General features: G+C 40.3%; 11 protein-coding genes. 9 read left to right on the plus strand and 2 right to left on the minus strand.

From position 1 onward, the window contains the following. The first annotated feature begins 95 nt into the window (after nt 1-95). The 7 genes from QRN39_RS15440 to QRN39_RS15470 all read left to right on the plus strand — a co-directional run bounded on the left by QRN39_RS15440 (nt 96) and on the right by QRN39_RS15470 (nt 9799). Nucleotides 96-2312, plus strand: coding sequence for an RNA ligase (locus tag QRN39_RS15440; protein ID WP_284907594.1), 2217 nt, complete (start codon nt 96-98; stop codon nt 2310-2312). A gap of 64 nt (nt 2313-2376) precedes the next feature. Further along, nucleotides 2377-3087: a DUF421 domain-containing protein gene (locus tag QRN39_RS15445; protein WP_113387033.1), complete on the plus strand. Its 711-nt coding sequence runs from the start codon at nt 2377-2379 to the stop codon at nt 3085-3087. A gap of 256 nt (nt 3088-3343) precedes the next feature. Continuing rightward, complete coding sequence (locus QRN39_RS15450; RefSeq protein ID WP_327841048.1) at nt 3344-3889, plus strand: TetR/AcrR family transcriptional regulator; 546 nt, start codon at nt 3344-3346, stop codon at nt 3887-3889. A 21-nt stretch (nt 3890-3910) separates the two neighbouring features. Then, nucleotides 3911-7054: a bifunctional cytochrome P450/NADPH--P450 reductase gene (locus QRN39_RS15455; RefSeq protein WP_284907596.1), complete on the plus strand. Its 3144-nt coding sequence runs from the start codon at nt 3911-3913 to the stop codon at nt 7052-7054. 196 nt (nt 7055-7250) lie between these two features. After that, complete coding sequence (locus QRN39_RS15460) at nt 7251-8159, plus strand: trypsin-like serine peptidase (RefSeq protein ID WP_113387034.1); 909 nt, start codon at nt 7251-7253, stop codon at nt 8157-8159. A gap of 262 nt (nt 8160-8421) precedes the next feature. Continuing rightward, nucleotides 8422-8802 carry a NucA/NucB deoxyribonuclease domain-containing protein gene (locus QRN39_RS15465; protein ID WP_223251181.1) on the plus strand — a complete coding sequence of 127 codons (381 nt, stop codon included), beginning with the start codon at nt 8422-8424 and terminating at the stop codon, nt 8800-8802. Nucleotides 8803-8950: 148 nt separating this feature from the next. Beyond that, nucleotides 8951-9799: an STAS domain-containing protein gene (locus QRN39_RS15470; protein WP_137054581.1), complete on the plus strand. Its 849-nt coding sequence runs from the start codon at nt 8951-8953 to the stop codon at nt 9797-9799. Between the two features lie 33 nt (nt 9800-9832). Here the strand turns inward: QRN39_RS15470 and QRN39_RS15475 are convergent, their stop codons facing one another. Beyond that, complete coding sequence (locus tag QRN39_RS15475; protein ID WP_284907597.1) at nt 9833-10375, minus strand: IseA DL-endopeptidase inhibitor family protein; 543 nt, start codon at nt 10373-10375, stop codon at nt 9833-9835. A gap of 294 nt (nt 10376-10669) precedes the next feature. Here QRN39_RS15475 and QRN39_RS15480 point away from each other — a divergent pair, with 294 nt between their 5' ends. Further along, the gene (locus QRN39_RS15480) at nt 10670-11104 is read left to right on the plus strand and encodes a hypothetical protein (RefSeq protein ID WP_003212431.1); all 435 of its coding nucleotides are present in this window, start codon (nt 10670-10672) and stop codon (nt 11102-11104) included. Nucleotides 11105-11149: 45 nt separating this feature from the next. Here the strand turns inward: QRN39_RS15480 and lexA are convergent, their stop codons facing one another. Next, nucleotides 11150-11770: a transcriptional repressor LexA gene (lexA, locus tag QRN39_RS15485; protein WP_003212311.1), complete on the minus strand. Its 621-nt coding sequence runs from the start codon at nt 11768-11770 to the stop codon at nt 11150-11152. A 159-nt stretch (nt 11771-11929) separates the two neighbouring features. Between lexA and yneA the strand changes: the two genes are divergently transcribed. Then, the gene (gene yneA / locus QRN39_RS15490) at nt 11930-12241 is read left to right on the plus strand and encodes a cell division suppressor protein YneA (protein WP_003211955.1); all 312 of its coding nucleotides are present in this window, start codon (nt 11930-11932) and stop codon (nt 12239-12241) included.

The raw sequence follows: 12241 nt of genomic DNA on the forward strand, positions 1-12241 counted from the left end.
TTCTATCTATATATTACCATAATCGATAAAAGATTGAGATTTATCCATCATTTATCTATAATAGGTAAAATATCACTTGTTAAAGGAGAACCAATATGAGAACTTTAGTCCTTTTACGAGGTCTCCCAGGCGTAGGGAAATCAACTTGGATCAAAGCCCAAGGCTTAGAGCCTTACACATTATCAGCGGATCAGATTCGTCTTTTGACCCAGCCTCCGCAGTTATCTGTCAATGGGAAACCAGAAATTTCAAGCAAGCATGACCACAAAGTCTGGTCTTTATTATTTGAATTGCTTACAGCACGTATGGAACGCGGAGACTTTACTGTGATTGATGCCACGCATATTTCAAGCAAATCGATATCTCAATATAAATCGCTGACCACATCGTATCGTTACAGGGTGTATGTCGTCGATTTCACGCAGGTGCCGCTTGAAACAGCTCTATTGCAAAATCGCTCACGGGAAGCTCACAAAGTTGTGCGGGAGTCTGTTTTATATCAAATGAATGAGCGGTTAAAAACAGAAAAGGTCCCATCATGGGTGACTGTCTTGCAGCCTGAGGAATATCCGCAAGTGATGACCTATCAGCCTCGATCCTTCGATCAATATGAGGCCATTCATGTTTTTGGAGATATTCACGGCTGTCATACCGCTCTGACCACCTATTTGCAAGGAGATATTAAAGAAAATGAACTTTATATCTTTGCAGGTGATTTGCTTGATAGAGGTATAGAAAACAAGGAAGTATTAGAATGGATGCTCGCACATAGAGAATGCCGGAATGTCATCGTGATTGAGGGAAATCATGATCAGCATTTATACCGGTTTGCACATGGTGAAAAAGTAAGAAGTAATATGTTTAACCGGCATACTGCACCTGAGATTGAAGCAGCAGACTTTGATTTAAAAGAAGTACGAAAGTTTGTTAGGACATTTCATCAGCTTACTTATTTTACGTACCATGGCAAGACATTTCTTGTTACCCACGGGGGGCTTGCTCATTTGCCAGAAGAGCTATTGCATGTCTCAACACAGCAACTCATCCACGGTGTAGGTGAATATTCAGATGACATTGATCATTTGTTTGTTCAAAATACTGCTGGATTAGATGTCATTCAAATTCACGGGCATCGCAATTTATACAGGCTGCCTATTCAAGCAGCGGAAAGGTCTTATAATCTAGAAGGCCAGGTTGAATTCGGGGGACAGCTGAGAGTGTTGAAAATCACAGCTGACGGGATTGAGACTCATGAAATTGACAACCCAATCTATAGAGCTTCTGAGAAAAAACCATCAGCCACTATTCAACCAGATATCTCACTAGATGACTTTTTAGCTCACTTAGATCAGCATGAGTATGTACAGGAATTAAAGCTTCCGCACCATATTTCATCTTTTAATTTTACGAAAAAAGCGTTTAGTGAACGGCAGTGGGATGATGTGAATGTGAAGGCAAGAGGTTTGTTTGTCAATATGGTGTCAAAGCAGATTGTTTCAAGAAGCTACAACAAATTTTTTAACATTGATGAGCGTCCGGAGACAAAAATGCATCATCTAGTGAACCACCTTCAATTTCCTGTCACCGTCTACGATAAAGCAAATGGATATTTAGGGACGGTTGGGTATAACGAAATGGAAGATGAATTGGTGTTTACGTCCAAATCGTATACATCTCATGTGAAACAAAATCAGCATGCTTCCTGGGTCGAGGAGTTATTCTATCAGACCTTCGGAGACGTGCAGGTCGACTACATCAAATCATACGTACGTGACCACAATGCATCTCTTGTGTTTGAAGTCATTTTGCCAGAGAAAGACCCACATATTATCACATATGATCATGATCAACTCATTTTGCTTGATATAGTGAAGCGTCAGCTAAGCTATGAAAAGGCACCATTTACTGAAGTGAAAAGAGTAAGCGAACAGCTTGGAATATCCAGCAAGCAGGAAGTGGCTGTGTTCCATGATTGGACGTCTTTTTATAAATGGTATCAGGCCGTTTCTCATGACGACTCGATCAAAGAAGAGGGATATGTCATTGAGGATGATCGCGGCTTGATGACCAAGCTCAAGCTTCCTTATTATCAATTCTGGAAGCAGATGCGCGCGATCAAACAGCGCGTTGCAGAGAAGCGTTCCACGCATAAATATATGCAGGCATTGCAAACAGCGGAGCAAGCTAGATTTTATACGTGGCTTCTTGAGCAAGATGCCAATGCTGTCAGAAATAGCTCCATTATTGAGCTGCGCTCACATTTTGAGCAAAGCGATGCAGCCCAATTGAATAATGATGGAATAAATGCATAGTCTAAAAAGGAGTCTTTTCTAAGGAAAAGGCTTTTTTTGATGCAATTGAAAGGTGGACCCTTACATGCCTGACCATATTGAAGTCATTTTACGGACGATGTTTGCTTTTGCGATTTTATTTGGTGGAGCACGTCTTCTTGGAAAGCAAACCATAGCACAAATGAATATTTTTGATTTTATAGCAGCCATTAGCTTAGGTTCAATTGCGGCGAGTCTCGCGTTTAATACAACGCTTCCGTTTCATCACACGACGATTTCCTTTGTCACGCTTGTCATGATCATTTATGTGATTTCGCTCATTGCTTTAAGGAGCCGAAAATTGAGAGGATTTATGGCCGGTAAACCAACCCTTGTCATACAAAATGGCAAAATTCTTGAAGAGAATATGAAGGGAATGAGATATACCCTTGATTATTTAAATCAGCAGCTGAGAGAAAAAGACATTTTTGATATTAGCGAAGTTGAATTTGCCATAATTGAAACAGATGGACATATGTCAGTGAAAAAATATCCTTCGTTTGAAAATGTCACTCGAAAGGATCTTCAATTGTATATGAAGGCAGAGGGCTACATGCCTATTGAAGTGATCATGGACGGAAAGCTCATTTTGAAAAACATTCATGAAAATCAATTAACGGTGGAGTGGATAGATGAAGAGCTTAAGAAAAGGCAGCTCTCCTTAAAGGACATTGTATACGCAGTCCGTTCAAGTAATGGCAGCTTATATATTGATACATATGACGACCACATTCACTCTCCGATTGATCAAGAATGAAGGTATAGTGCGGAGGTCATCCGCATGACACATATCCGTCAATGTTTATAAGTCGTTTGGATGCTGTCTGACTAGGCATCATTTCTCAATTATTATTATTTTCAGAAAATGTGATGACGGAAAAAAATAAATGTGTTTAAGTGTATATAGAACAAATTAAAATATTAATATAATATACCGTTTGCGGAATGAACGTTCATTCCTGTGGCGAGGAGGGGATGAAGTGCAAGCAGTGACTGATAAACAAGAACAGATCATGAAGGCTTCACTAGACTTATTTATTGAACGGGGCTTTGATGGGACCACGATGCCAATGATTTCAAAAAGAGCAAGCGTCGGAGCGGGAACCATTTACCGTTATTTCGACAGTAAAGAGGCACTCGTCAATATTTTGTACCAGCGCAGCCTTTCTGCATTTATCGAAAAAATGAACACAAACAGTCCAGATCCAAAGGCGAGTATTCGGGCGTACTTTAAGCATGTATTTTATTGCTTGGTTTTATTTACAAAGGAGAATCCAAGCGGGCTATATTTCTTAGAAATTGATAAACGATCCCATTACTTAGACGAGACGAGCAAAGAGAAAATGCAGCATTTGTTACATGAGCTATTCCTTATCTTTGAAGAAGGGAAAAAGGATGGGATTCATCCAAATCTTTCAGGTAGAACCATTTTATCGATTGTATTTGGTGCCTTTGTACAGCTGCATAAACAAATTCTTGCAGAAGAAATAGAGCCAACGATTGAATTTCTAGAGGACATTGAGCAAAGTTTATGGCGCGCTATCAGCGTCGCATCTTAATGAATGAAAAGGAGTGGGCACATGCAACAAACATCAATCATTCCAAAACCAAAAACATACGGACCTTTTAAAAATATTCCCCATATCAAAAAGGGGGAGCTTTCTCAAACCTTTTGGCGGCTGGCAGATGAATTAGGACCGATCTTTCAGTTTGAATTTTCAAAAGCAACAAGTATTTTTGTTTCTAATCATGAACTTTTCCAAGAAATATGTGATGAGAGCCGTTTTGATAAATACATTGGGACTAGTCTCAATAAAGTAAGAGCATTTGCAGGGGATGGGTTATTTACGAGCTGGACAGAAGAACCGAACTGGAGAAAGGCTCACCACATCTTGATGCCGGCGTTTAGTCAGCAGGCCATGAAGGGCTATCATGAAATGATGCTCGATATTGCCACACAGCTTGTACAAAAATGGCAAAGAACAGGCCGTGATGAAGAAATTGAAGTAGCAGAGGATATGACAAAGCTTACTTTAGATACGATCGGACTTTGTGGTTTTGATTTCAGGTTTAACAGTTTTTATAAAGAAAATCAGCATCCATTCATCGAAAGTATGGTGAATGGTTTAAGCGAAGCGATGGATCAGGCGAGCCGGTTGCCGGTTGCAGATAAGCTAATGATCAAAAGAAGAAAAAAATTTGAAGAAAATGTCGATTTTATGAAGCAATTAGTAGATGACATTATTCAAGAACGGAAAAAACAAGATAAAACGGGCGATGATTTACTGTCCCTCATGCTGCATGCAAAGGACCCTGAAACAGGAGAGCGCCTGTCAGATGAAAATATTCGCTATCAAATCATTACCTTCTTAATAGCTGGGCACGAAACAACAAGCGGGCTGCTATCCTTTGCGATTTATTTCTTATTAAAGAATCCTGAAAAATTAAAGAAAGCTGTCCAAGAAGCAGATGATGTGCTGCAAGGCGGACTGCCAACATTTAAGCAGGTACAAAAACTAAATTACACACGTATGGTTTTAAATGAATCTCTTCGCCTCTGGCCAACAGCGCCTACGTTCTCTTTTTATGCGAAAGAGGACACCGTCATCGGAGGGAAATATTCGATTAAAAAGAACCAAAGTGTCTCCGTGCTGCTACCTAAGTTACATCGTGATCAAGCGGTATGGGGAGAGGATGCGGAAGAATTTAAACCAGAGCGGTTTCTACACCCTGAAAAGATCCCGCAGCATGCCTACAAGCCTTTTGGGAATGGACAGCGTGCATGTATCGGCATGCAATTCGCCCTTCATGAAGCCACAATGGTACTGGCAATGGTCCTGCACAACCTGGAATTGATTGATCACACATCATATGAACTTGATTTAAAAGAATCTCTGACGATTAAGCCAAACGATTTTAAAATCAAAGTGCGGCCAAGAAAGCAGCAACTCTTTATGGCACCACCGAAAGAAGAGGCGAAAAAAAGCACAAAATCTGATGAGTCAAAAGTGGAGAGTCATGGTACACCATTGCTTGTTTTATATGGATCAAATCTTGGCACAGCGCAGCAAATCGCAAACGAATTGGCTGAAGAAGGAAAAGCAAAAGGGTTTGATGTGACCACTGCTCCGCTTGATGACTATACACGTCAATTACCAGATAAGGGTGCAGTCTTCATCGTGACCGCTTCATATAATGGACATCCGCCTGACCATGCGAAAAAATTTGTGGATTGGGTCACGCAGGATAAAGAGCAGGATTTAACAAACGTGACGTTTGCTGTGTTTGGATGCGGAGATCGAAATTGGGCGAGTACGTACCAGCGTATTCCTCGTCTCATTGATGAAGCACTTGAAAGAAAAGGTGCGAAGCGTGCAGCTGATTTAGGAGAAGGTGATGCAGGCGGAGATATGGATGAGGATAAAGAAGCATTTCAGAAAACGGTCTTCAAGCAGCTCGCAAAAGAATTTAAGCTCACCTTCCAAGAAAAAGGTAAAGAAAACCCAAAGCTATCAGTTGCTTATACCAATGAGCTAGTAGAACGTCCTGTGGCGAAAACATATGGTGCCTTTTCAGCTGTTGTACTGAAAAATGAAGAATTACAATCTGAAAAAAGTGAGCGGCAAACAAGACATATAGAGCTGCAATTGCCTGAAGGGAAAAAGTACAAAGAAGGGGATCATATCGGAATTGTTCCGAAAAATAGTGATGCACTCGTTCAGCGGGTGATCAATCGCTTCAATCTAGATCCTAAGCAGCACATCAAGCTTTCTTCTGAGAAAAAAGCAAATCATTTACCTTTAGATCAGCCGATTCAAATGAGAGAATTACTTGCGTCGCATGTTGAGCTTCAAGAGCCTGCAACACGTACGCAGCTAAGAGAGCTCGCCGCATATACAGTTTGTCCGCCTCACCGCGTGGAGCTTGAGCAAATGGCTGGTGAAGCGTATCAAGAAGCTATTTTAAAGAAACGAGTAACCATGCTTGACTTACTAGATCAATATGAAGCATGTGAGCTGTCATTTGTGCACTTTTTAGCACTTTTACCAGGTTTGAAGCCGCGCTATTATTCTATTTCTAGCTCACCAAAGGTCGATGAAAAAAGAGTCAGTATCACAGTGGCGGTTGTGAAAGGGAAAGCGTGGAGCGGCCGCGGAGAATATGCCGGAGTCGCATCAAACTATTTATGCGGTCTGCAGGAAGGAGAAGAAGTCGCCTGCTTCCTCCACGAAGCGCAGGCAGGATTCCAGCTGCCGCCTTCATCTGAAGTACCGATGATCATGATCGGACCGGGTACAGGAATCGCTCCATTTAGAGGGTTTGTTCAGGCAAGAGAAGTATGGCAGAAGGAAGGCAAGCCACTAGGCGAAGCTCACCTATATTTTGGCTGCCGTCACCCTCATGAAGATGATCTGTATTTTGAAGAAATGCAGCTTGCAGCGCAAAAAGGAGTTGTCCACATCCACCGGGCTTATTCTCGTCACAAAGAGCAAAAAGTATATGTCCAGCATTTGTTGAAAGAAAACGGCGACATGCTGATCAAGTTACTTGACCAAGGTGCGTATCTTTACGTGTGCGGGGACGGAAAAGTCATGGCACCAGATGTAGAGGCTACACTGATCGACCTCTATCAACACGAGAAACAATGTTCGAAGGAAGCAGCTGAAAATTGGCTGACAACCCTTGCGAATAATAATAGATATGTAAAAGATGTATGGAGCTGACAAGAGGGAAGACCGCCAATTAGGCGGTTTTTTCTGTTTCATCAAGAGAGGTGAGATCGATAGAATGAAAGTTTGAAAGATACAAAACACCTAATTTGAAAATGAAATATTTTGTAAAAAATAAGAATATTCTCTCATTTACTCCAATATGGAACAATCGTATCATTTTTGATATAGGACATAAAGGAGGAATATGATGAAAAAGGTGAAAATGTTACTCCCTTCTCTACTCGTTTTTGGTGCTTTAAGTGTGCCTAGTTTTGCCCATGCCGCATCGGATTCAGTACTAACATCTGATTATGACATGGTGACTTCTGATGGAAAGGTGATCTCTTCAAGTGATTTCCACAATGATTCGAAATCCCCCTCATCCTTTGATAAAGTGGATGATCTATCTTCAACTGTTGGTGAAAAAGTAAAACCACTATCAAAATATGTAAAAGACTTTCAAACTAAAGTCGTCATTGGAGACGATGGTAGAACAAAAGTAGCAAATACAAGAGTAGCACCATATAATTCAATTGCTTATATTACATTTGGCGGCTCCAGCTGCACGGGGACACTCATTGCCCCTAACAAAATTTTGACAAACGGACACTGCGTGTACAATACAGCATCGAGAAGTTATAGTGCAAAAGGATCGGTGTATCCAGGGATGAATGATAGCACTGCGGTAAATGGGTCAGCAAGTATGACAGAGTTCTATGTACCAAGCGGATATATCAATACAGGTGCGAGCCAATATGATTTTGCCGTGATCAAAACAGATACGAACATTGGCAATACAGTCGGTTACCGCTCCATCCGTCAAGTGTCAAACTTAACTGGAACAACGATTAAAATTTCTGGATATCCAGGTGATAAAATGAGATCGACTGGCAAGGTGTCGCAGTGGGAGATGTCAGGTCCTGTGACAAGAGAAGATACGAATCTCGCATACTATACGATTGATACATTTAGCGGAAATTCAGGCTCAGCGATGCTAGATCAAAATCAGCAAATCGTTGGGGTTCATAACGCAGGGTATTCAAACGGAACGATTAATGGCGGTCCAAAAGCGACAGCTGCCTTTGTTGAATTTATCAACTATGCAAAAGCGCAATAAAAGCTAGAACATAAAGCTTGTTTCCTTCATAGGGGACAAGCTTTTTTATGTGGATACAAGTGTCTATCTGTCTATGCTTGAAAGATTCATTGAGTTTTCAGCCTCTTCATTTTTTTCACATGTCATTCGTGAACGACTCATACATTAAAATGACACATTTCCTTTAAGTCAAGATTCTACTTGAGAAAAATGAGGAGGTCACGCATTTTTGAAGATGAGAAGAGGCTGGATTACTGCTGTCGCCTTATGCTTTGTGATATGGATGGGCACGCTGCTAGGTGGATTTGGGGAGGAACATGCGGCAAAAGGTGCGGATCGATATGATCATGTTATTCAATTTCCAAAGGAACGGTACCCTGAAACAGGCAGTCATATTCAAGAAGCCATTCGAAAAGGGCATTCAGATGTGTGTACGATAGACCGAAATGGAGCAGATGCCCGCAGGCAAGAATCATTAAAAGGCATTCCGACTAAGCCTGGATTCGACCGAGATGAGTGGCCGATGGCAGTTTGTCTTGAAGGAGGAAAAGGGGCGAGTGTTCAATATGTCAGTCCGTCTGATAATAGGGGAGCGGGCTCATGGGTCGGACACCAGATGAGCGGGTATCCTGATGGGAAAAGAATTTTATTTATTGTGAAATAAAACTAAAAGAGAGGCGCCTGTGAGTAGGTGCCTTTTTTGATGATGATCAGAGCGTATTGGAGCTAGCAGGGGCAAAAGATTCAGTGGTACAATGGATGCTATAAGGTACAAAGACAGACAAGAAGAAAATGTGAAGGGACATATGCTTATGGATAAGAACCGTGCATTATACGATTATTTCATGCAACATGCAGAGAAACTGACTGAAACTTGGTATGATTCAATTGAAGATGATGATCCAGAATCAATATATCGTTCAACAGATTCCAGCATCATATCAGAGCTAAAACGGCAAAATCAAGATTATTACCAGCATTTTATACGTGCTCTTATTGAAGACAAGACGTATTTACATACTGAGTTTAAAAAGTGGTCTGAAGACTTAGCCAGTGACCCAAAGCATTTAAACACACCATTAGATTATGTTGTGAGAGAATACATGTCCAATCAAAGAGTGGTCCTTCATTACTTAAAAGAATTTATTAAACAGCGTCAAGAAGAAATTGATATTGACCGAATTTTTTATTGGTATGATTTAATTTCAGAGGCGTTTAATATTTCCATTCATATGTTCATCCAGCAATATGTGAAAAATACAACGAGGAAGCTCGTGGCACAAAGAGACATGATTTACGAGCTGAGCTCACCTGTCATTGTCTTAAAAAGTTATATTGCGTTATTGCCGTTAGTAGGTGATATTGATACAGCGAGAGCAAAGATTATTTTAGAAAATACGCTAAAACAGTGCTCACAAAAAGGTGTACAGCATTTATGTATTGATTTATCGGGCGTTGTCATTATTGATACAATGGTGGCTCATCAAATCTTTGATCTTGTCACATCACTTCGGTTAATTGGAGTAGAGACAACTATTTCAGGAATCAGACCAGAAATTGCCCAAACCGCTGTGCAGCTCGGGCTTCCTTTTAATGAATTTCGCACGGCATCATCACTTGCTCACGCCTTAGACCGCATGACTGAATTTACTTCAATATAAAAACCAGGCCGATTGAATGGCCTGGTTTTTTATTTAGATAACAGCGTCAATTTTTGTGACTTTCCAATCTTTTTGTCCTTTTTCGAACGTAACCGTTCTTTGTACTTTGCGTCCATCAAGTGTTGGGACAGTGAATTCATATGTGCGGACTGTTTGCTTTTTAGAGACAAGTTTAGGTGTCGCTTTATCCCAATTAAGCATATTGTCTCCGTCGCCGACTGGAACAGCCATTTTGCCTTTATGAACAATGAACTGGTAGTCTTTTAAACCTTGATTGATGGCTTCTTTTGTGAAAACTTGAGATAGGTAGCTGTTTAGTTTTTTCTTTGTATCAAATGTTTTAGAAAGATAGTTGTAAGTCATGTCTTTATAGCTAAATGATTTTAATTTGTAATCAGAATGTTCATTAATTTTGTAGCCTGACATCGCACTCCAAAAGTGTTCCCGTGCATCAAGGGCAATATGTAACGCTTCTTTATTTGTCAAAGTGGCTGGTTTTTTAGAAGCGGCCAATGTTGTAGATTGTAATGAGACCATAAGCATAATAGCAGTTAATAAAACGAATAATTTTTTCAAGGCGATTGCCTCCTTTTCTCAATGAAAACTTCTTATGTTACAAATGTTACAATAATTACAATGATATTACAAGTATTAAATTGAAATGTTTTTTATTTCTTTTCTTTCTATATATATAACGTTTGAGGGTGGCAAAAAGTTTTCATTTTTTTATTTTTTCTTTATATCTACTATTTAACCGTTCTAAAGAAGAACAAAACGTTTTTTGGAAAAGTTTCTGTTTGGACGTTCAACACGCTTTTTCATTTATGACATATACTATCGTGATGAATGTCTAAGAAAGTGGTGTTGAATATGTATTATCCGTATGAAGGTATGTGGAATGGGTACTCATATGATAGGCAGATGCAAGGTTGGCCGTCGCTCCCTTCTCAAGTTGGAGGATTTCCAGGGTTTCCAATCGGAGGAGGAGGCACTGGGCCCGGATCTAGTGGATCAGCCCCGCCAGCCCCACCACAGCATATCGTTTCGCAATATCAGCAAGCATTATCACAGCCTCAAAGCATGCAGTCACTTATTTCAGGGCAAACAGGTGGAGGTCAGCAATCGGTTCAATTTGCCGCGGGATGTAATAGAAGGTGGACGATTGTGTTTATGAGAAACGGTCAAGTATTTTTAATGTATGTTCTATCTTCACAGCCTTTCGGGAGAACAACTGGCTTTATTTGGCCGAACTTTACATTTGGTTCCTTCCCAAGCTCGAGTATTCTTGCCTATTCTTGTTCATAAAAAAAAGCCGGTTCTCATCATTAACTGATGAAATACCGGCTTTTTTTAGTGAATATTTCTAAAGACGCCAATCACTTTACCTAGTATACTTACATTCTGTAAAATAATCGGTTCCATAGATGGATTTTCTGGCTGTAATCTAAAGTGTGTATCTTCTTTATAGAAACGTTTCACTGTCGCTTCATCTTCCTCTGTCATGGCGACGACAATATCTCCATTGTTAGCAGTGCTTTGCTGACGCACAATGACATAGTCCTTGTCCAAAATTCCTGCGTCAATCATACTTTCTCCCATAATTTCAAGCATAAATACTTGTTCATCTGGTGCTGCAAAAGTCTCTGGAAGAGGGAAGTACTCTTCTACATTCTCAACAGCCGTAATAGGCAGGCCTGCTGTTACTTTTCCGATGACTGGTACGTTCATTACAGCACTCTTTGGAATATTCATTTCCTCTTCATCTAGTACTTCGATCGCTCTAGGTTTTGTCGGGTCTCTTCTAATTAAGCCCTTCGTTTCTAGTCTAGCTAAATGTCCATGAACCGTTGAACTGGATGCTAGACCGACAGCTTCTCCAATTTCACGAACGGATGGGGGATAGCCCTTGCTTTTTACTTCTTCTTTGATGAATGTCAGGATATCGAGTTGTCTTTTTGATAGCTTCGTCATCTTTTGCACCTCAAAACGTCAATTTTAAAGAAATTATAGCATGTTTTTCCTAACAGTACAAACATAGGTTCGAAAAAAACGTTTGACAGAAACGTTTGTTCGTATTTATAATAAGTGTCAGAAAGAACGAACACACATTCTATTAGGAGAGATGACATTATGAGGTTAAAAGAATCTATTATTTTTATTGGGGTATTCTCATTCATCGTTGGCATATTTCTCTCACTTATTGCAGTCACAAGCCATAATGATCCAAATCAGTATGTTAAAATAGAAGTTCAATCAGGGGATACTCTTTGGGGGTTAGCTGATCAAGTAAACGACAGCAAATCAATCGATAAAAATGCGTTTATTGACTGGGTCACTCAGCACAACGATCTTGCTTCAACAGAAATCCAGCCTGGTGACATCCTTGTCATACCAGTCAAAAAAGAGCATCCAGTCGTATATCAACTTGCAACAGTACAGTAG

Origin of the sequence: Bacillus sp. lyk4-R2A-2 (assembly GCF_030209735.1) — a bacterium.
GTDB lineage: Bacteria > Bacillota > Bacilli > Bacillales > Bacillaceae > Bacillus > Bacillus pumilus.

Excerpts from the sequence above, each read along its gene's own strand:
- QRN39_RS15440 (WP_284907594.1), top strand. The coding sequence starts at position 96 with ATGAGAACTTTAGTCCTTTTACGAGGTCTCCCAGGCGTAGGGAAATCA.
- QRN39_RS15445 (WP_113387033.1), top strand. The coding sequence starts at position 2,377 with ATGCCTGACCATATTGAAGTCATTTTACGGACGATGTTTGCTTTTGCG.
- QRN39_RS15450 (WP_327841048.1), top strand. The coding sequence starts at position 3,344 with ATGAAGGCTTCACTAGACTTATTTATTGAACGGGGCTTTGATGGGACC.
- QRN39_RS15455 (WP_284907596.1), top strand. The coding sequence starts at position 3,911 with ATGCAACAAACATCAATCATTCCAAAACCAAAAACATACGGACCTTTT.
- QRN39_RS15460 (WP_113387034.1), top strand. The coding sequence starts at position 7,251 with ATGAAAAAGGTGAAAATGTTACTCCCTTCTCTACTCGTTTTTGGTGCT.
- QRN39_RS15465 (WP_223251181.1), top strand. The coding sequence starts at position 8,422 with ATGGGCACGCTGCTAGGTGGATTTGGGGAGGAACATGCGGCAAAAGGT.
- QRN39_RS15470 (WP_137054581.1), top strand. The coding sequence starts at position 8,951 with ATGGATAAGAACCGTGCATTATACGATTATTTCATGCAACATGCAGAG.
- QRN39_RS15480 (WP_003212431.1), top strand. The coding sequence starts at position 10,670 with ATGTATTATCCGTATGAAGGTATGTGGAATGGGTACTCATATGATAGG.
- lexA (WP_003212311.1), bottom strand. The coding sequence starts at position 11,770 with ATGACGAAGCTATCAAAAAGACAACTCGATATCCTGACATTCATCAAA.
- yneA (WP_003211955.1), top strand. The coding sequence starts at position 11,930 with ATGAGGTTAAAAGAATCTATTATTTTTATTGGGGTATTCTCATTCATC.